This window comes from Halorussus halobius, assembly GCF_004765805.1.
GTDB classification, from domain to species: Archaea; Halobacteriota; Halobacteria; order Halobacteriales; family Haladaptataceae; genus Halorussus; species Halorussus halobius.
Genome location: NZ_SBIU01000006.1, coordinates 184,100 through 201,597, shown reverse-complemented (window position 1 = coordinate 201,597; position 17,498 = coordinate 184,100). Strand labels below are relative to the sequence as shown.

Sequence of the window (17,498 nt, the reverse complement as noted above, 5' to 3'; positions counted from 1 at the left end):
CTCGCGCCGGCGGGTCGCCCGCCACTCGGTCTCGATTCTGAAACGTGGCCGCCCTGACGCGAGAGCAGACCGTACGGGGTCGGCGCGGGACTCCGCTTGGTGATTACTACTGTGCATTCAAAAACTTTTTTGTATGAGCAATGGGTATGTGTCGGTAACGATGAGCGCCACCCGTTCCGCCGACGTCCGAACCGCTATCGAGGGCTGTCGCGTCGAAGACGCGACGCCAGTGTGTCTCGACGCCGACGCGATTCAGTCGACCGCCCCGGCCGACCTCCGCGAACTGAAGCGGGAACTCGACGCCGACGACCTCGTGCCGGCCCGCGTGGTCGTCGACGCCTGCTTCGGCGAGGACTGCTCGCTCGCCACCCAGGACGAGGCCGACCGCGTCCGCGAGTACGTGCGCGCGGCGTCGTTCCTCGGGGCGAACACCCTCACCGTGGCGTTCGACGACGTGGCCGACGAGTCGAAGGTCCGGCCCGCGCTGGCGGCGGTCGCCGAGCGCGCCCGCCGCGAGGGCGTCGCTCTCGACGTGGCCGGTCCCATCGCGCTGGGGAACTGAAGCCGACGAGCGATCTCGACCCGCCGCGCTCGGTCACACATTCACCCCGATTCGTCTTCTGCTCGAACGCGCTCGGTCCGCCTTCCGTCCGAAAGCGCCCAGTGGACCCTCTGCCGGCGAGCGCCCGGCGACACCAATCTCGGGCGGGACTGAAAGGGGCCGCCCGCTCGCGCCCGAAGGGCGTGGTCGTCTCCGGCGGCCCCATTCGGAGCGCCGAGCGAAGCGAGGCGCGAGAATATCCGCCGGAGCGACCGCGAGCAGGCGGGGGCTTTCTGAAACGAAACTGCGTTTCTAGTTACTATTCGTACTATTCTAGCGATTGCCGTTCGTCGTACGTAGCGAATCCGAACCTTCTCGTCGCCCGACCCCGACTTCCGACCATGGACAAGGCCGCGCTGGAGCGCCGACTCTCCCGAGTCGAGGGGTTCGCGGACCCGAGCGCGGCGTTCGAGCAGTACCCCACGCCCGCCGACGTCGCGGCCCACCTCGTCCACCTCGCGGGCGTGCAGGGCGACCTCGCCGGGCGGACGGTCGTCGACCTCGGGACCGGCACGGGGATGCTCGCGCTCGGCGCGGCCTGCCGGCGGCCGGCCCGCGTGCTCGCGCTCGACCGCGACCCCGCCGCGCTGGCGCGGGCCCGCGAGAACGAGTCCCGGGTCGACCCGTCGACTCACGTCTCGTGGCTCCTGGCCGACGCGGCGCGCGCGCCGCTGCGTCCGTCTCCCGCCGAGACGACCGTCCTGATGAACCCGCCCTTCGGCGCGCAGTCGGGCAACGAACACGCCGACCGCGCGTTTCTGGCGACCGCGAGCGAGGTGGCGTCGATTTCGTACTCGCTCCACAATTCGGGCAGTCGCGCGTTCGTGGAAGCGTTCGCCGACGACGAGGGCGGCGAGGTGACTCACGCCTTCCGGGTCGAACTCGCGCTCGCCCGGCAGTTCGACCACCAGACCAGCGAGCGCGCGGCGATAGACGCCGAGGCGTTCCGTATTCGGTGGGAGTAGCCGCTCAAATTTTGCGTCACTCGTAGCTCTCGGCCGACGCCACGCGAATCCGGGTCTCGTCGTAGGCGGCGAACAGGTCGCCGTCCCTGCGCTCGAACCGGACGTCGTCGACGGTGACGTTCCCGCCGGCTTCGGGCATCGGGGCCTGTCCGACCGTCGAGTTGTTCCGCCGGAGGTGGACCAGAAAGTCACCGTCCTGCGGGACGACCGCGACCGTCGAGTTAGCCAGCGTCGGCCCCGCGACGGCGGGGTCGGAGGCGTACGTCTGCGTCCAGTTGGCGTCGTCCGGGCCGCGGAGCCACACCTGATACGTCGTCCCGCCGTCGAGGACCGACCAGCCCGCTCGCTGGACCCGGACGACCTCCGACCAGCCCACGCCGCCGACCCGGACCGCCGCCCGCCCCGAGAAGCCGAGTCGGCCCTTCGAGACCTCGCGAGTCCATATCTCGCGCTCCTCGTTGACCACGATGACGCCGCTGGTGGTGACGCCGGTGGTCTCGCCCAGCACCGACACGTCCACCACCGAGACCTTCTGGTTCTCGACGCCCTCGGCGTAGGTGACCGCGTAGTCGCCGACCTCGACGGCGGGACCGTCGCCCGGCACGCCCGCGTCGCCGAGCGCCGTGGCGTTGACCGGGAGCGCGACCCCGACCATGACCGCCAGCGGGAGCGCGAGCGCGAGCAGGCCGGCCTGCCGGCGGGTCAGGTCGCCGACGCCCGACCACCCGGAGGCCCGACCGACGAGGGGCCATCGGGACGACTCGGCGACGAGGGGCCGCCGGTCGGCGGTCGCCGCGAGGGCGGTCACCGCCGCGAGCGCGATCACGAACGCCACGCCGAGTCCCCGGTAGAGGACGTACGTGCTCTCGCCGCGATACCACCAGACGGCCCAGACGTTCATCGAGACGCCGAGCACGAGCGCGCCGGTCCAGAGCCGGAGCGCGCTGGGGCGCTCGTCGCGCCGGCGGAGGACGGCCACGCCGAGCGCGACGCCGACCAGGAGCCCGAGGACGTGACCCTGCACCGCCGTTCCGTACCACCACGGCGCGCCGTAGCTCGACGACGCCGACCCGACCACCACGGGGTCCCGGAGTGCGCGATACACCGTCCGGACGACCCCCTGGCCCGTCACGGCCACCACCGTCAGCAGGGGGTATCGGACCAGCGCGAACCCGACGAACGCGAACGCCACGCCCGAGAAGCCGATGACGGGGCCCCACGCGAACAGGCTACTCGCCAGTCCGACGAGGAACACCCCGAGCGGAAAGACGGCGAACGCGCGAACCCACGGGTTCGTCGACCACGACGCGAAGGGGTTGGTCCCGCGCTCGCGGGGGAAGTGCCCGAAGAAGTACTCCGCGAGGGGCGCGACCGCGAGCGTCGTGGTGAGGTTGCCGACGAGGTGGCCCGGCCCGGCGTGGGAGAACGGCGCGAGCAGCCACCCCAGCGGGTAGAAGTACGACCACGAGGAGAACGGCACCGCCAGCGGCGCGCGCCAGCGGGCGAGCCCCTGCTGGACGAACAGGTACACCGCGAGCACGCCCACCACCGAGACGAGCGTGCCCCACGGGACACCGAGCAGGAACCGCGACCGGAGCCGCCGGCCCCATCGACCGCGGGGTTCGTCGAGCGACCACACCAGCGCCAGCGCCAGCGCCAGCACGACCGGGACGGCGACCTGCTCGGGCGCGGGCAGCCACCCGGGGAGTCCGACCGCGCGCCACGACGGGACCTCGACCATACGCGACGTTTCGCACACCAGGGTATAAATTGGTGGTTGGACTCGACCCCGCGCTCGCCCCGGGGCACGCTCGCCGGCTCGGCTCCGAAACTCGGCGTTCCGCAAGGTTCAAGCGCGCGAAACCAGAACGGACGGGTATGGAACTACGGGTCATCGACAAGGCCGACGACGAGCTCTCCATCGAGATCGGCGGCGAGGACCACACGTTCATGAACGTGTTGAAGGGGACGCTGCTCGAACAGGACGGCGTCGCGGCCGCGACCTACGACGTCAACCCCGAGCAGTCGGGCGGACAGACCGAGCCCATCCTCACCGTCAAGACCGAGGAGGGCGACCCGGTCGACGCGCTCGAAACCGCGGCGGGCGACATCAAGGACAAGACCGCAGCGTTCCGCGACGCCTACGAGAACGCGGCCTGAGACGCTCTCGACGCTCTTTCGTGGTCGCGCCCGGCGAGTAAGGCCGGCGTAATCCGGGTAATCCGCCACGGAACCCCGAAACGGTCGCGCCGGTTTATTGGGCGAGTCGGAAAACCTCGTCCCGCATGAGAACGCGCGCAATCGCACTCGCCACAGTCGTACTACTCGCCGGCGCGACCTCGGTGCTCGCCACCGCCCCGGCCGCGGCCGACCCCGGAGCAGGCTCGCAGTCGACCGTCGACGCCTCGGCCCCTCTCGCGGTCCAAGACGAGGGTGACGACGACGGGAACGCGACCGAACTGTCCTACGGGAATCTCACGGTCGAGCAGTTGAACTTCTCGGACGTGACGGTCCAGCAGGCCGTGTTCGAGCAGATAAACCTCCAGCAGAACGTCACCGACCAGGGCGACGAGTTCGGGACCGCAACCGCGACCGACCTCACCGTCGTCAACGGCACGTTCGAGAACGTGACGTTCCGCGAGGTCACGTTCCGCAACGAGACGCTCGTCGAGCAGCTGTTCGACGGCGAGGCCCCGCCCGAAGACGAGAACGCGACCGTCGAGAACGCGTCGCTCGACGGCCTGCTCGTCGAGTCGCTCGTCGTCAACTCCAGCTACGTCGACAGCGCGCAGGTCGGCGACGTGAACGCGAGCTTCGCCCCCGGCGGCGCTGACGCCGCCGAGGTCGCGGGCGAGCCGACGGTCGCCGTCGAGAACATGACCGTCGGGAACGCGTCGCTCGATAGCGTCGAAGCCGGGAGCGTGAGCGCGGAGAACGCCACCATCGGACTCGGCGTGCTGGGCGGCGGCGTGGGTGACGGCGACCTCGGCGAGGGGACCACCGTCGCCGACGGCAACGAGACCGACGACGGCGAGACCGAAGCACTTCGGGCACCGGTCCGGTAGAATCGACCGGCCCCCGGCCCGACACGCCGTTTTCAGAGGCGGACGGGCACGTCGCGCTCGTCGAGGTACTCCTTGACCTCGCTGATGGAGTAGTCGCCGAAGTGGAAGATGGAGGCCGCTAGCCCCGCGTCCGCGCCGGCCTCGGTGAACACCTCGTACATGTCTTCGGGGCCGCCACAGCCCGAGGAGGCGATGACCGGGGTGTCGACCGCGTCGCAGACCGCATTCGTCAGGGGAACGTCGTAGCCCGCCTCGGTGCCGTCCCTGTCGATGGAGTTGACGAACAGCTCGCCCGCGCCGCGCTCGGCGGCCTCTTCGGCCCACGTTACGGCGTCGAGGCCGGTCCCCTCGCGGCCGCCCTTCACGGTGCACTCGAACCAGCAGGACTCGCCGTCGACCTCGACGTAGTGGTCGCCGCGCTCGTCGTACCGGCGCTTGGCGTCGAGCGAGATGACGATGCACTGACTGCCGAACGCCTCCGCGCCCGCCTCGACGAGGTCGGGATTCGCTATCGCGCCGGAGTTGATGGAGACCTTGTCGGCCCCGGCCCGGAGGGTCTCTTTGATGTCGTCGGTGGTCCGGATGCCCCCGCCGACCGTCAGCGGGATGAACACCTCGTCGGCGACGTCCTCGACGACCCCGAGCATCGTCTCGCGGCCCTCCGCGCTCGCGGTGATGTCGAGAAAGACGAACTCGTCGGCCCCCGCCTCGTTGTACGCGCGGGCCATCTCCACGGGGTCGCCGGTGTACTGGAGGTCCTCGAAGTTGACGCCCGTGTAGACTGCGGGGTTGCCCTCGTCGTCCAAGTCGACGTCGATGCAGGGGATGATTCGCTTCGTGAGGGTCATTTCGGTACTCGTGAGTTGGGACGACCCGGGTTTCACGGTTTCGACTACGGCAGCGTCTCGAATCTGGATAGTTGGCCCCGTCACTGCCGACACGTCGAGTAGTCGGCGCGTGCTGGCGCGAGTTCATCTCGCGCCAAAACGCGCGAGGTGCGGTCGCGGTGCTGTGCGGTCTCTCGTTGGCATCGGACGTAGCTAGCTTCTCGCTGCCGTCCTCTCCTGCATCGATATCTCTGAGCTCGCTACTTCCTCGACCGATGAGTAACCGCACCCGCACAGCACGGCCCTCGTCCGCCCCAGCCTCCTCCCTCGCTCCGCTCGGTCGTCCCTCGCGCGTTGCTCGCGCGCCGAACTGCAGTACTCGCCGAATCACGCGTCGAATCCCAACTTTGACCACTTCACGCTCCGAATATCCGGACACCCATGAGCTGCAAGATGGTGATCCTCGCCGCGCGCGACGACGACACCAGCCACGAGGAGTGCATCGAGTACATGCACGACGAGCACGCGCCGCTCGTCAACGACCTGCCCGACCTCCGGCGGTACAGCTCCTCGGTCCCGCTGGACCCCGAGGCGGCGGGCTACGACTACGTGGCCCAACTCTGGTTCGACGACCCGGGCGCGATGAACGACGCCTTCGAGTCCGAGCCCGGCCAGGCGGTACAGGCCGACGCCGCGAGCTTTCTCGACATGGACGAGACGGTGATGTTCCCGGCGGCCGACGAGACCACCCACTACGAGGACGGGTGAGTCGCTCGGAATCGTCTTCGGTCTACCCGCCCGCCGGCCGTCCGGACGCCGCGACGTAGATGCCCGCGAGGACGACCGCGCCGCCCGCCACGGTGAAGGCGTCGGGAACCTCGCCCAGCAGCGCGAGCGCGAGCAGGGTCGACCCCACGGGTTCACCGAGCAGGCTGGCGCTGACGACGCTGGACTCGACGTACTTCAGCGCCCAGTTGATGACGGTGTGGCCGAAGACGCCCGGCCCGACCGCCATGCCGGCGAACAGCAGCCACTCCTCGAGGGGGTAGTCGGTCAGCGCGCCGACGGTCGCAACTGGGCCGCCGGCGTCGACCTCGACCACGGCGACGCCGAGCAGGACCACCGCACAGGCGGAGTACACCACCGTCACGTACGGGACGAGCGCGACGCGCTGGCGGAGCGACCGCCCCGCGAGCACGTAGCCGCCGGACATGACCGCGCCGACGAGCGCGAGGCCGTTGCCGTAGAGCGGCCGCGCGCCCGCCAGCGCCGCCCCCGACAGCAGGCCGCCCAGCGACATGGCCGCGACGCCGCCGACCGCGACGAGGACGCCGGCGGCCATCCGCCGGGTGACGCGCTCGTCGAGCAGGACCGCCGCCCCGATTGCGACGAACAGCGGTTGGGCCTGCACGAGGGTCGTGCTGGCGGCGACCGTGGTCCACTCCAGACTCTCGAACCACGCCGCGAAGTGGGCCGCGAGCGCGACGCCGGTCACGACGGCCCAGAGCGCGTCCCGACCGGACAGCGCCCGGAGGTCCTCGCGATACCGCGTGACCGCGAACGGCGCGAGCGCCAGCGTGGTGAACAGCACCCGATAGAACGCCTTGACGACGCTGGGCGCGTCGCTGAACCGGACGAGGATGGCGCTGGTGCTGATCGCGGCGACCGAGACCGCGAGCGCGGCCATCGGCGGGGTGCGCGCTTCGAGCGTCGCCAGTCGCGTCATCGTTCCCGGGGTGGCGCTCGCTCGGCTTAACTGCCACCGTTTCGCTGTCCGGTGGCGCTTGGCCCGAAGCCGGGTCTCGGACGGCTATCTCTCAGACGTAGCCCGACCGCCGGAAGTACGCCACGAGAATCACGGCCACGCCGGCCATGCCCAGCATGACTGCGGGGTAGCCGAACGCCCACGTCAGTTCCGGCATGTTGTACGGGCTGTCCGAGAAGTTCATGCCGTAGACGCCGACGACGAACGTCAGCGGGAGGACGACGGTCGCGACCACGGTCAGGGTCTTCATCACCTCGTTGGTCGACAGCGACAGCGAGTTGAGGTAGATGTCTCGCGCGCCGCTGGCCAGATCGCGGTAGGTCTCGGTCAGGTCGACCAGCTGGACCACGTGGTCGTACACGTCACGGTAGTACTTCTCGGTCGGCTCGCGAATCTGGTCGGGGTCGCCGCGAGCGAGGTAGCCGACCGCCTCGCGGGAGGGCCACAGCAGCTTCCGGAGCGAGAGCAGTTCCCGGCGGACGTCGTTGATAATCTCTAGGGTCTCGACGTCGGTCGCGGTGGTGACGACCTCCTCGACTTCCTCTATCTGGTCCTCGATGCGGTCGAGCACGTCGAAGTAGTCGTCGACGATGGCGTCGGCCACCCGGTAGGCCGCGAAGTCCGGCCCCTGTCGGAGGAGCCGGCCCTCCTCGCGAGTGACCAGTTCCCACACGCGCTCGACCGCCCCGACTCGCTCGGTCGACGCGGTGACCAGCCAGTCGTCGCCGACGAAGAAGCCGACCGTCTCCGTGCGCAACTCCTCGTCGAACGTGGTCTCGCCGTGGCGGAGGCTCGCGGTCTTGAGCAGGACGAAGGTGTGGTCGTCGAACTCCTCGGTCTTGGGTCGCACGCCGTTGCGAAGGTCCTCGATCGACAGCGAGTGGATGCCGAACGCCTCGGCGACCCGGTCGAGTTCCCCGGGGGTCGACTCGGACGCGCGAACCCACGTCGTGCCATCGGCTGCGCGCGCGGTTTCGAGGTCGGCGTGGGACGTCGTCCCGTCGGGCGAGTAGACGACCGCCGAGACCGTCACGCCGAATCACCTCCCTGGTCGAGCGACTCGCCCTCGGGCGACGCTTCGTCGGGGTCGGCCCACGCGCTACCGCGTCCGACCGACAGCAGCGTCACCCCGACCATCACGCCGGTCACCGAGAACGCCCGGCCGGGATACGCCACCGTCACGCCGACGGCGTATCCCGCGAGTCCGGCGACCGTGAGCACGATTCCGGCGGCAAACGCGGCGTTCATACGTCGGCGATGTCCGCGACCGAAAAAAGCGTTTCCGGGTCGGCCGGATTCGGGCGCGCGACCAGCCGTGGTCGCCGTCGACGCCGGCCGGGGACTTTTATCCGGCGAGTGCGTCCACGCCGGACATGGCCGACGGAGCGCGACTCACGGCTGTCGAGACCGTCCGCGACGAGGGCTCGTGGCTGTTCACGGTTCGCGACCAGTACGGCGAACCGGACGAGATAATCCTGGTCCCCTGCGAGGACGACCGCGATGAACCGGTCCGGGCGTGGGTCAACCGCTGTACGCACGAGGCCCAGCGGTTCGACCGGGGGTTCGGCGCACCGATGCGCGACGGCGAGATACTCTGTCCGAAGCACGGTTCGATGTTCGACGCCTGCTCGGGCTACTGCGACAACGGCGAGGCCGCCGACACCACGCTGGTCGACGTCGAGGTGACCGTCGAGGACGGCGACGCGTACCTCACCGACGAGAGCTACGACTTCGCCCACGAGGGGAGCATCGAGGATGGGGACGACGGAGCCGACGAGGCTGAGGAAGCGAGTGGCGACGGCGCGAACGACGAGGACGGAGACGACAGGGACCTGCCCTCGTGGGCCACCGACGACGATGACGACGACATGCCGAGTTCGACCTCCCACATCGGACTCTGACCGCTACTCAGGACGGCAGATTCCTATCCCTCGGCGACCGCGAGCAGTTCGTCGTAGGCCGCCCCGTAGGCCCGGGCGACCGACGCCGGGTCGCCCCGGTCGGCGTCGGCCAGCGCGGGGAGCGAGGCGGTCGCCCTCGGGTCCGCGAGGTCGGTCACCTCGTCGGTGTGGACCTCCATTCGGCCGTCGCGCGGGCTCCCGCCCGCGACCTCGCAGGCGCGTAGGAAGCGGTCGCCGTCGTACGCGCGCAGCCGGCCGGGTTCGACCACCGCGACCGCGTCGAACGACAGGCCCCGAATCGGCACCGCCACGTCGGCGTACGACTCCACCACGGTCGCGCCGGCGGGGGTTCGGTCCGGGCCCGAGCGGGACGGGGCGTCGGACTCCACCTCGCGGATGCGGTCGGCGAACCCCTCGAACGCCGGGAGGTGGAGCCGCCGGGTCACGTCGTCGAGTTCCGCCACCGTCCCGACTTCGGGCGCGTCGTCGAGCGGCAGACGCCGCCGGGCGGCGTCCGGAACGTCGGCGTGGGCGTTGACCACGAACGACTCGACCACGCGGTCGAGCACGAACGCGCGGTGGGCCTGGCCCACGAGCCCGGTGTCGGGGCCGGGCGAGGGCCGCCAGAGCCGGTGGACCGGATTGAGGTCTTCGGGCGCGAACGACCCGGTGCTGGCGTCGGCGAGTCGCTTCGCGTCTTTCCCGTAGAGGCGGCCGTCCTCGATTGCGCGCCGGTAGTCGTCGTGATCGAACCAGTAGTCGTTGCCCGCGCGGGGCTTGAACCCGACGCCGTCGACGCGGTCGAGCAGTCCGGTCGTGAACGTCGTCTTGCCGGCGTCGACGCGGTCGCCGCCGGTCACGAGCAGGCGCATCGTCAGTCGTCGGTCTTCAGCCCGTAGTAGCCGGGTTCGTCGTCGCGCTCGGGTTCGGCGACCACGAGGTCCTCGGCGTTGAACACGACCCAGGGGATGGCCCAGTCGAGCAGGACGGCCTCGGTCTCGGCCTCGATCTCGGCGTCGGGGTCGAGTCCCTGCAATAACCGGGCGATCTCGTACACCGTGTACATCCGGTCGCTGTCGAGCAGTTCGTCGGGTTCGTAGAAGTCGCATGGGTGTAGCTGGTCGAAGTCGGACTTGGAGCGCGGCATGGTCGGACGTACGGGCGAACTGCGGGTAAATCGTTCGTCTCGGCGCGCCGTTGACGGGTCCCGCGCCCCAATTTTTAAGCCATCCCACTTCGCAGAACGACGCTATATGCGAAATGTAAACGAGGGGCAAAACGGGCCGAAGACCGCCCTGGTCGAGGCGTTCTCGTCGTTCGGGGGCGACGCCCTCAGGGACGTGTGGCTGTTCGACCGGAACGGCCACGAGGTGATGTACCTCCGGGACGACATCGAGGGGAAGGTGTCCGACGTCGACGTGGCGAAGTTCGTGGACAACGAGCGGTACGGCTACGTCACTCGCGACACGTACGGCGACCTCTACTACGCAGACTACGAGTACACCGTCCGGGGGTTCGACGAGTTCGAACTGTTCCGGACGTTCCTGAGCGACGGCGACGCGAAGCTCGGCACGTTCGCCAGTTTCGACCCGACGGAGGGCGGGTACGACTACCGAGCGCTCTGTGAAACCATCCGCGGCGTCGTGGCCGACTATCCGATCGAGGCGTTCGCGCCGGAGTAGGTCGCCACCGGAGAGCGGGGAGTCGGGACTGGGGGCGTAGCGGGCGAAGAAAAACGCGAGCTCACGACTCGACGCGGCGACTGCTTACTCGTGGTTGCCGACGGTAGTCTCGTAGTTGTCCGCGACGGCGTCCCAGTCGACGACCTCGAAGAAGTTGTCCACGAAGTCGCCGCGGTCGGGACCGTAGTCGTAGTAGTACGAGTGCTCCCAGACGTCGAGCGCGAGGATGGGGTGTGCGCCCCAGAGCGCGCCGTCGTCGTGGCCGTCGACCGCGAGGTTGCGGAGCTGCTTGGCGACGGGGTCGTAGACCAGCAGGGCCCAGCCGCCGGCCGCGCTCGCGGCGGCCTCGAACTCGCCCTTCCAGCCCTCGTAGGAGCCGAAGTCGGCCTCGATGCGGTCGCGCAGGTCGCCCTCGGGCTCGCCGCCGCCGTTCGGGGACATGTTCTCCCAGAACAGCGTGTGCAGGTAGTGACCCGAGCCGTTGTGGGTCACGTTGCCGAGCGCACCCGCCGTGCCGGAGTAGTCGCCGCTCTCGCGGTTCTCGGCCAGCGTCTCCTCGGCGCTGTCGAGTCCGTTCACGTACCCCTGATGGTGGGTGTCGTGATGCCACGTCAGCACCTGCTCGCTGATGTGCGGTTCGAGCGCGTCGTAGTCGTACGGAAGCGGCGGCAGTTCGGGGTTGGATTGTTCGGACATTGGTTGCTCCTCCATCCTACATATGCCACGTCTCGGTGTTAAAGCTTGAGTAGTCGTTTGGTAACGCATCCCCCGGAAAGTCGAAATAGAGCCCTTTAGCGTCGCTACGTCGAAAATAGCCGCTGCCCGGTGAACTGAATTAAAGTAAATATACTTATATTTCTCGGGCGGGCCGACCAGTCGACCGCTCGAACGCGCCGACGTCCCGGTCGCGGTCGGTATCGGGCCGACCTACCTGGTCGCGGTCGGTATCGGGTCGGCCTGCTGGGCCTGCCGGTAGCGTTGCTCGACGTCGTCCCAGTTGACCACGTCCCAGAAGTTGTCGACGTATTTGCCGCGACCGTTCTCGTACTGGAGGTAGTAGGCGTGTTCCCACACGTCACAGACGAGCAGGGGCGTCGCGCCCTGCGGATGCTGGTTCTGGTGGTTCTCTGCCGCCGCGACGATTGGTCTGTCCGCGACGTGGTCGTAGACGAGCATTCCCCATCCCGACCCCTCGACGCCCTTCGCGGCTTCCGAGAAGTCCCGCTTGAACCCTTCGACGCCGCCGAAGTGGTCGTCGAACGCGTCGGCCAACTCCCCGCCGGGGTCGCCGCCGCCGTCCGGGTGCATGTTCGACCAGAACACGGTGTGGTTGACGTGGCCCGAGAGGTTGAACGCGAGGCTCCGCTTGACCGCGCGCACGTCGCCGAAGTCCCCGCTCGACCGCATCTCCTCCAGTTTGTCGAGGGCGGCGTTCGCGCCGTCGACGTACCCCTGATGGTGTTTGTCGTGGTGCAGTTCCATGATGCGCCCGTCGATGGCCGGTTCGAGCGCGTCGTAGTCGTACGGCAGTTCCGGTAGCTCGTATGTCGCCATGCGTCTCCCCCGTTCGCCCGGCAACGGCCACGTGGTTAAGTGTTACAGCCAGTAGTCGCGCCGCCGATATGCGGGTTCGCGGACACCCGTCCGGGGCACGCAACGCTTTTTGTGCGTCGGTCGGAGAACCCGACGTGTCCCTCTCGACTGCCCTCTCGGTTCTCGGACTGGCGCTCGCGTTCGGCATCCCGACGGTCGGCGTCTACCGGCGGCGGGCCGCGAGCGACGAACTGGACTGGTCCCGGATTCGGGCCATTCTCCTCCGAAACTGGGCCGTGTTCGGCGTTCTCGCCGCCATCGCCGCCGTCAGCGACTCGTCGAGCCTCGGCTTCCGCGTGCCGGGGGTCGGCCCGCTCGTGGACGGACTGCTGTACGGGTTCGTCGCGTTCGGCGCGACGATGATGCTGGTCGGACTCGCGTCCCGGTTCGCTGGCGGCGTGGTTACCAGCGACGCGTCGCTACTCGTGCTCGAACAGCCGGTCTCCCGCAAACTGGCGGTCGCGGTCACCGGTGCCGTCGTCGAGACGACGGTCTTCTACGGGTTCGCGGTCGAGACGCTGCTCGGTCTGGGCGCGGGCCCGTGGCTCGCGGGGGCGGTGGCGGCGGCCGGCGTCGTCCTCTCGCGCGCCCGGTGGGCCACCGGAAACGCCCTCCAGTGGCTTCCGGGGGCGGTCGTCCTCGCCGGGGTCGCGCTCTGGAGCGGGACGGCGCTGGCCGTGGTCGGCGTCCGACTGCTCTACGACACCCTCACGACGCTCTCGGGCGACCCCGACGACTACCGGACAGCGACCGAGGGGTGAGTTCCGCCGACGCGCGCCCGGCGTCAGTCCTCGTCGCGGGCTCGCGCTCGGCGTCTCAGGCCGCCAACCCGTGAATCCGGTCGGCGGTCTCGCCACCCCGCACGGGTCATCGGCGTCCCACGCACTGGGAACTGTCGAGAAAAATTTAAGTACGGAATGAGAAACTTCCGTGTATGTCTGAGTCTTCCGCGGCATCGTCACCGTCCTCGACTCGGCGGAACTTCCTGAAACTCGTCGGCAGCGTCGCTGCCGGCTCCGTCATCACCGAATACAGCACCGAAGTCGCGTCTGCACTCCAGCGCGCCACGGACGGGTCCAAGGAGGTCGTCTGGCTCCAGGGCCAGACCTGTTCGGCGTGTACGATGTCGACCCTGCAGGGTGCTTCTCCCAGCCTCGAAGAGGCGATTTCGAGGTTCAAGCTCGACGTGACCTACCACCCCGAGCTGATGGCCGAAACCGGACGGGACGCCATCGAGGCGATGAGCGACTCGCCCGACGTCCTCATGATAGAGGGCGCAATCCCGACCAAGATTCCCTCGGCCGCCACGTTCGGACGCGACGAGCAGGGCCGTCCCAAGCCCATCGTCGACTGGGTGATGGAACTCGCACCCGAGGCCGAGTACGTGATGGGTATCGGCACCTGCGCCTGCTACGGCGGGTGGCAGTCGGCCCAGAACGGCGCTCCCGCCGTGATGGACGACGACGCCGCTGACGGCCCGTGGATGGACCCGAACGTCACCGGCGCGAAGGGCGTCCAGTACACCCATCAGGACGGCGACGACGGCGTCCTCGGACCCGAGTTCACCGCCAACTCGGGACTCCCGGTCGTCAACGTCCCCGGCTGTATGACCCACCCCGACTACGTGCTGTTGACGGTGGCGACCCTGCTCAACGGCCACGAACCGGACCTCGACGAGTTCAACCGGCCGAAGGCGTTCTACGGCCCGCTGGTCCACGACCAGTGTTCCCGGCGGGGCTACTTCGACCGCGGGGAGTTCGTCGACCACGTCGGCGAGGACTCCGAGAAGTGCCTCTACACCGTCGGCTGCAAGGGGCCGTACTGTCACTGCGACGACTCCGTCAGGCTGTGGAACGACGGCACCAGCGTCTGCCGGAACGTCGGCGCGCCCTGTATCGGGTGTATGGAACCGGGCTTTTGGGACCGGATGACGCCGTTCTACAGCCCCATCGAGAAACAGGGTCTCGGCGTGACCGACTTCGAGACCGCCGGCAAGGCCGCGGTCGGCGCGACGGTCGCCGGCACGGCCGCCCACGCCGCCCGGAAGGCGATGGGATACGGCGACGGCCCGGCCGACGACCCGGCCGACGGCGACGGGGCCGAGAAGCGGGCCGACGGCTGTGGCTGTGGGAGCGACTGCGCGTGCAAGAGCGACGCGACGCCCGACACGGAGGAGTGACCAATGCCGGAGATAGAGATCGACCCGACGACCCGCATCGAAGGACATCACAGCACGACCCTCGAAGTCGAGGGCGGCGAGGTGACGGCCGCAAAGAGCCACATGGACATGTTCCGCGGGATGGAACTGGTGGTGCTCAACCGGCCGCCCTCGGACGCCCCGGTGTTCACCCAGCGGGTGTGTGGGGTCTGTTTCACGGTCCACCGCCAGACCTCCCTGCTGGCCATCGAGAACGCCGCGAAGAGTGCCGGCGTCTTCGACGGCATTCCCGAGACCGCCCGGAAGATGCGCAACCTGCTCGAGCGCATGGCCACGCTGTGGAACCACGCCGTCCACATGTTCGCGCTGGTCGGCCCCGACTACAGCGACGCGGTCGCCGACACCGGGCTGACCCGCCTCGACCCGATGGAGGGCGAGGGGTACAAGAAGGCCCTCGAAGCCCAGCGCAAGCTCCTGCAGGGGTTCGCGGAGTTCGGCGGGAAGGCACCTCACCCGCTGACCTACGCGCCCGGCGGGATGTCGGCCAACCCGACGATAGAGAAGCTCGAACAGATTCGCGACCAGGTCGAGTTCGTCAGCGACTGGCTCGGCCCGACCGACGCCGTGCCCCAAGTGCTCGAGAACGTCCGCAACGGCGAGTTCGACCCCTCGCTGGGGGAGGGACTCCACGACGCCGTCTCCATCCTCCTCGCCGCCAAGGAGGCGGGGGCCGACGAGTTCGGGGTCGGACCCGGCCGGTACTACTGCAACGGCATCTACCCCGACGAGAACGGCAACGACCGGGTCCCCTCGGGCGTGTACGTCGACGGCGAACTCTCCCATCCGAGCGACGAGGAGATCAAAAACGCCATCACCGAGAGCACGGCCCGGTCGTGGTACACCGACGACTCGGGCGGCTCGCCGATGGACGAGTCCCCGCCCAAGCCAGCCCCCGAGAAGGAGGATGCCTACTCGTGGGGGAAGGCCCCGCGCTACGACGGGATGAACATGGAGACGGGGTCGCTGGCCCGGCTCGTCGTCACCGAGCAGGACCCCTTCGACCTGCGGGCGACGCTCGGCGGGGACCCGACCAAGAGCAGCACGCTCAACCGGCTCGTCGCACGCGCCCAGGAGTCGCTGCTCCTCCGGGACCGCATCCTCGAACTCCTCGACGAAATCGACCCGAACGGCACGGTCAACACCGGCTGGGACGACGACTTCAGCGGGGAGGGCGTCGGCCTCTGGGAGGCCTCCCGGGGGGCGCTGTCCCACTGGGTGAAGGTCGAGGACGGGACCATCACCAACTACCAGATCATCACCCCGACCCTGTGGAACCTCGGGCCCCGCGACGAGTCGGGCACTCCCAGCATCTTCGAGCAGTCCGTCGAGGGCATGACCGTCCAGGACGTCGAGAACCCCATCAACGTGATGCGGACGGTGCGGTCGTTCGACCCGTGTCTGGCCTGCTCGGTCCACGTCGAGAGCCCCGACGCCAGCTACACCGAGGAGATAACCCCCGCCTCGCCCGGCAGCGCCGCCAGCGCCTGCGCGGACACCCCCATCGCGGGCCAGTCGGTCGACGACGCCGCTCGGGAGGGTGGCGACCCGTGACCGCCCGGGAGTCCGAGAGCGAGGAAGACTCCACGAGTCGGTCGCGGCTGGCCAGCCTCGTCCGCTCGGCGTTCGCGTCACCCGAGGAGGCCGACGACCGCTACTACCGCATTCAGGCGCTGAAGGGCCGGGTCACCGTCGAGCGCCACAGCTTCGGCGCGCGCCTCTCCCACTGGACGCAGGCGCTGTTGATGTTCGTGCTGATGGGGACCGGCTACGCCATCTGGACCGGGACCTACGGCCCGCTCAACGTCGCCCCGTGGGACGGCTACTACCTCGCGTTCGGCCTGCACCTCTGGGCGGGCATCCTGTTGATGGCCTTCCTGTTCGTGCTGTTCCCGCTGTACCACGTCTACGCCGACGGCCACCGGCAGCTCGCCGAACTGGCCGACGTGCGCGAAGCGATACACATCGGGCAGGCGTTCGTCGGGCTGAAGTCCTACATCCCCGGCTACCACGAGGCCCGCCAGACCTACGACGAGTCCGAGCGCGACTGGGTGGCCTACCATCCGATGCAGAAGACGTTCTTCTGGTGGATATCTATCCTGTTCGGCGTGCTCGTGCTGACCGGCTTCGGGATGTACGCCGAGATGCGGGCCGACCCGGTCTGGTGGGTCGAGGTGCTGGGATTCCTCGACGCGTGGGTCGGCATGGTGGTGCTCAAACAGGTCCACCTGCTCGTGTTCTTCCTCGTGGTGGCGATGGTGTTCGGCCACGTCTACTTCGCGGTCTTGCCGAGCAACTGGGACGTCTTGCGGTCGATGGTGTTCGGCGAGATGGACGCCTACGTCCTCCGGGAGGACGATGATGACGAGCAGTGACGCCGCCAGCGGGGACGTGAGCGCCCCAAGCGACGGCGACGCCGCCACGCAGGCCGTGGTCGGGGTCGGCAGCATGGTGATGGGCGACGACGGCGTCGGCTACCACGCCGTCGAGGCACTGGCCGACCGGCCGCTCCCCGACGACGCCATCGCTACCCACGCCGGGACGACGGCGTTCCTCGCGCTGGAGGCGATGAGCGGCGCGGACCGCGCCGTCGTCGTGGACGCGCTCTCGCTCGACGACGAGCCGGGGACCGTCCGGGAGTTCCGGCTGACCGACCCCGCCGAGGAGGCCCCGGAGGTGACGATGCACGACTTCAGCTTCGGGGACGCGCTGGCCGTCGGCGACGCCGCCTACGACCTTCCCGAGGAGGTGTTGCTGGTCGGGGCGGTTCCCCACAGCGTCGAGCCGCGGGTGGGACTCTCGGACCCCGTCGAGGCCGCGCTTCCGGAACTGGTATCGCGCATCGAGACACGACTCACCGCGAATCCGCCGTAATGCGACGCTC

The 17,498-nt window shown here is 69.0% G+C and carries 21 protein-coding genes; 12 read left to right on the top strand and 9 right to left on the bottom strand.

Annotated elements, in window-relative coordinates; genetic code table 11:
- Window positions 1-160 precede the first annotated feature (160 nt).
- Together EPL03_RS17000 and EPL03_RS16995 are read left to right on the top strand one after the other, a co-directional pair.
- Window positions 161-562 (top strand): hypothetical protein, encoded by a 402-nt coding sequence (locus EPL03_RS17000; RefSeq protein WP_135830535.1) that lies wholly within the window; start codon window positions 161-163, stop codon window positions 560-562.
- 380 nt (window positions 563-942) lie between these two features.
- Entirely contained in the window at window positions 943-1,566 is a 624-nt protein-coding gene (locus tag EPL03_RS16995) for an METTL5 family protein (RefSeq protein ID WP_135830534.1), read from the top strand.
- Between the two features lie 16 nt (window positions 1,567-1,582).
- On the opposite strand, the gene EPL03_RS16990 is transcribed toward EPL03_RS16995, so the two are convergent.
- Entirely contained in the window at window positions 1,583-3,307 is a 1,725-nt protein-coding gene (locus EPL03_RS16990; RefSeq protein ID WP_135830533.1) for a rhomboid family intramembrane serine protease, read from the bottom strand.
- A 137-nt stretch (window positions 3,308-3,444) separates the two neighbouring features.
- On the opposite strand from EPL03_RS16990, the gene EPL03_RS16985 reads away from it, so the two are divergent.
- Window positions 3,445-3,726: a DNA-directed RNA polymerase subunit L gene (locus EPL03_RS16985; protein ID WP_135830532.1), complete on the top strand. Its 282-nt coding sequence runs from the start codon at window positions 3,445-3,447 to the stop codon at window positions 3,724-3,726.
- A 125-nt stretch (window positions 3,727-3,851) separates the two neighbouring features.
- The gene (locus EPL03_RS16980; RefSeq protein WP_135830531.1) at window positions 3,852-4,631 is read left to right on the top strand and encodes a hypothetical protein; all 780 of its coding nucleotides are present in this window, start codon (window positions 3,852-3,854) and stop codon (window positions 4,629-4,631) included.
- 32 nt (window positions 4,632-4,663) lie between these two features.
- On the opposite strand, the gene hisF is transcribed toward EPL03_RS16980, so the two are convergent.
- Window positions 4,664-5,479 (bottom strand): imidazole glycerol phosphate synthase subunit HisF, encoded by an 816-nt coding sequence (hisF, locus tag EPL03_RS16975; protein WP_135830530.1) that lies wholly within the window; start codon window positions 5,477-5,479, stop codon window positions 4,664-4,666.
- A gap of 420 nt (window positions 5,480-5,899) precedes the next feature.
- Between hisF and EPL03_RS16970 the strand changes: the two genes are divergently transcribed.
- Complete coding sequence (locus tag EPL03_RS16970; RefSeq protein ID WP_210425030.1) at window positions 5,900-6,226, top strand: EthD family reductase; 327 nt, start codon at window positions 5,900-5,902, stop codon at window positions 6,224-6,226.
- 22 nt (window positions 6,227-6,248) lie between these two features.
- Here EPL03_RS16970 and EPL03_RS16965 read toward each other — a convergent pair whose 3' ends face one another.
- The 3 genes from EPL03_RS16965 to EPL03_RS16955 form a co-directional block, all read right to left on the bottom strand.
- A complete protein-coding gene (locus EPL03_RS16965; RefSeq protein ID WP_135830529.1) occupies window positions 6,249-7,184 on the bottom strand; it encodes a DMT family transporter in 936 nt (311 codons plus the stop codon).
- A gap of 91 nt (window positions 7,185-7,275) precedes the next feature.
- A complete protein-coding gene (gene corA / locus EPL03_RS16960) occupies window positions 7,276-8,256 on the bottom strand; it encodes a magnesium/cobalt transporter CorA (RefSeq protein WP_135830528.1) in 981 nt (326 codons plus the stop codon).
- A complete protein-coding gene (locus tag EPL03_RS16955; protein ID WP_135830527.1) occupies window positions 8,253-8,471 on the bottom strand; it encodes a hypothetical protein in 219 nt (72 codons plus the stop codon). The genes corA and EPL03_RS16955 overlap by 4 nt, the downstream gene beginning before the upstream one ends.
- Before the next feature lie 125 nt (window positions 8,472-8,596).
- Here EPL03_RS16955 and EPL03_RS16950 point away from each other — a divergent pair, with 125 nt between their 5' ends.
- On the top strand, window positions 8,597-9,124 hold the full coding sequence (locus tag EPL03_RS16950; protein ID WP_135830526.1) for a Rieske (2Fe-2S) protein: 528 nt from the start codon (window positions 8,597-8,599) through the stop codon (window positions 9,122-9,124).
- 23 nt (window positions 9,125-9,147) lie between these two features.
- Here EPL03_RS16950 and EPL03_RS16945 read toward each other — a convergent pair whose 3' ends face one another.
- Together EPL03_RS16945 and EPL03_RS16940 are read right to left on the bottom strand one after the other, a co-directional pair.
- A complete protein-coding gene (locus EPL03_RS16945; protein WP_135830525.1) occupies window positions 9,148-9,996 on the bottom strand; it encodes an ATPase in 849 nt (282 codons plus the stop codon).
- Window positions 9,997-9,998: 2 nt separating this feature from the next.
- The gene (locus tag EPL03_RS16940) at window positions 9,999-10,271 is read right to left on the bottom strand and encodes a DUF5827 family protein (RefSeq protein WP_135830524.1); all 273 of its coding nucleotides are present in this window, start codon (window positions 10,269-10,271) and stop codon (window positions 9,999-10,001) included.
- Between the two features lie 106 nt (window positions 10,272-10,377).
- On the opposite strand from EPL03_RS16940, the gene EPL03_RS16935 reads away from it, so the two are divergent.
- Complete coding sequence (locus tag EPL03_RS16935; RefSeq protein ID WP_210425029.1) at window positions 10,378-10,806, top strand: DUF7522 family protein; 429 nt, start codon at window positions 10,378-10,380, stop codon at window positions 10,804-10,806.
- A gap of 84 nt (window positions 10,807-10,890) precedes the next feature.
- Here EPL03_RS16935 and sod read toward each other — a convergent pair whose 3' ends face one another.
- Together sod and EPL03_RS16925 are read right to left on the bottom strand one after the other, a co-directional pair.
- A complete protein-coding gene (gene sod / locus EPL03_RS16930; protein ID WP_135830523.1) occupies window positions 10,891-11,502 on the bottom strand; it encodes a superoxide dismutase in 612 nt (203 codons plus the stop codon).
- A 231-nt stretch (window positions 11,503-11,733) separates the two neighbouring features.
- A complete protein-coding gene (locus EPL03_RS16925; RefSeq protein WP_135830522.1) occupies window positions 11,734-12,360 on the bottom strand; it encodes a superoxide dismutase in 627 nt (208 codons plus the stop codon).
- A gap of 134 nt (window positions 12,361-12,494) precedes the next feature.
- Here EPL03_RS16925 and EPL03_RS16920 point away from each other — a divergent pair, with 134 nt between their 5' ends.
- The 5 genes from EPL03_RS16920 (at window position 12,495) to EPL03_RS16900 (ending at window position 17,488) form a co-directional block, all read left to right on the top strand.
- Window positions 12,495-13,160, top strand: a complete 666-nt coding sequence (locus EPL03_RS16920; RefSeq protein WP_135830521.1) for a hypothetical protein — start codon at window positions 12,495-12,497, stop codon at window positions 13,158-13,160.
- 173 nt (window positions 13,161-13,333) lie between these two features.
- Window positions 13,334-14,578, top strand: coding sequence for a hydrogenase small subunit (locus tag EPL03_RS16915; RefSeq protein ID WP_135830520.1), 1,245 nt, complete (start codon window positions 13,334-13,336; stop codon window positions 14,576-14,578).
- Window positions 14,579-14,581: 3 nt separating this feature from the next.
- Window positions 14,582-16,168, top strand: a complete 1,587-nt coding sequence (locus EPL03_RS16910) for a nickel-dependent hydrogenase large subunit (RefSeq protein WP_135830519.1) — start codon at window positions 14,582-14,584, stop codon at window positions 16,166-16,168.
- Complete coding sequence (locus EPL03_RS16905) at window positions 16,165-16,989, top strand: cytochrome b/b6 domain-containing protein (RefSeq protein WP_168216298.1); 825 nt, start codon at window positions 16,165-16,167, stop codon at window positions 16,987-16,989. The genes EPL03_RS16910 and EPL03_RS16905 overlap by 4 nt, the downstream gene beginning before the upstream one ends.
- Window positions 16,973-17,488 carry a hydrogenase maturation protease gene (locus EPL03_RS16900; protein WP_135830517.1) on the top strand — a complete coding sequence of 172 codons (516 nt, stop codon included), beginning with the start codon at window positions 16,973-16,975 and terminating at the stop codon, window positions 17,486-17,488. Before EPL03_RS16905 ends, EPL03_RS16900 begins: the two co-directional genes overlap by 17 nt.
- Window positions 17,489-17,498: the final 10 nt, after the last annotated feature.

Coding starts and splice junctions, on each gene's coding strand:
- hisF (WP_135830530.1), bottom strand. CDS start 5,479: ATGACCCTCACGAAGCGAATCATCCCCTGCATCGACGTCGACTTGGAC.
- EPL03_RS16955 (WP_135830527.1), bottom strand. CDS start 8,471: ATGAACGCCGCGTTTGCCGCCGGAATCGTGCTCACGGTCGCCGGACTC.
- EPL03_RS16970 (WP_210425030.1), top strand. CDS start 5,900: ATGAGCTGCAAGATGGTGATCCTCGCCGCGCGCGACGACGACACCAGC.
- EPL03_RS17000 (WP_135830535.1), top strand. CDS start 161: ATGAGCGCCACCCGTTCCGCCGACGTCCGAACCGCTATCGAGGGCTGT.
- EPL03_RS16965 (WP_135830529.1), bottom strand. CDS start 7,184: ATGACGCGACTGGCGACGCTCGAAGCGCGCACCCCGCCGATGGCCGCG.
- EPL03_RS16915 (WP_135830520.1), top strand. CDS start 13,334: ATGTCTGAGTCTTCCGCGGCATCGTCACCGTCCTCGACTCGGCGGAAC.
- EPL03_RS16985 (WP_135830532.1), top strand. CDS start 3,445: ATGGAACTACGGGTCATCGACAAGGCCGACGACGAGCTCTCCATCGAG.
- EPL03_RS16900 (WP_135830517.1), top strand. CDS start 16,973: ATGATGACGAGCAGTGACGCCGCCAGCGGGGACGTGAGCGCCCCAAGC.
- EPL03_RS16995 (WP_135830534.1), top strand. CDS start 943: ATGGACAAGGCCGCGCTGGAGCGCCGACTCTCCCGAGTCGAGGGGTTC.
- EPL03_RS16940 (WP_135830524.1), bottom strand. CDS start 10,271: ATGCCGCGCTCCAAGTCCGACTTCGACCAGCTACACCCATGCGACTTC.
- EPL03_RS16980 (WP_135830531.1), top strand. CDS start 3,852: ATGAGAACGCGCGCAATCGCACTCGCCACAGTCGTACTACTCGCCGGC.
- sod (WP_135830523.1), bottom strand. CDS start 11,502: ATGTCCGAACAATCCAACCCCGAACTGCCGCCGCTTCCGTACGACTAC.
- EPL03_RS16910 (WP_135830519.1), top strand. CDS start 14,582: ATGCCGGAGATAGAGATCGACCCGACGACCCGCATCGAAGGACATCAC.
- EPL03_RS16925 (WP_135830522.1), bottom strand. CDS start 12,360: ATGGCGACATACGAGCTACCGGAACTGCCGTACGACTACGACGCGCTC.
- EPL03_RS16935 (WP_210425029.1), top strand. CDS start 10,378: ATGCGAAATGTAAACGAGGGGCAAAACGGGCCGAAGACCGCCCTGGTC.
- EPL03_RS16945 (WP_135830525.1), bottom strand. CDS start 9,996: ATGCGCCTGCTCGTGACCGGCGGCGACCGCGTCGACGCCGGCAAGACG.
- EPL03_RS16950 (WP_135830526.1), top strand. CDS start 8,597: ATGGCCGACGGAGCGCGACTCACGGCTGTCGAGACCGTCCGCGACGAG.
- EPL03_RS16990 (WP_135830533.1), bottom strand. CDS start 3,307: ATGGTCGAGGTCCCGTCGTGGCGCGCGGTCGGACTCCCCGGGTGGCTG.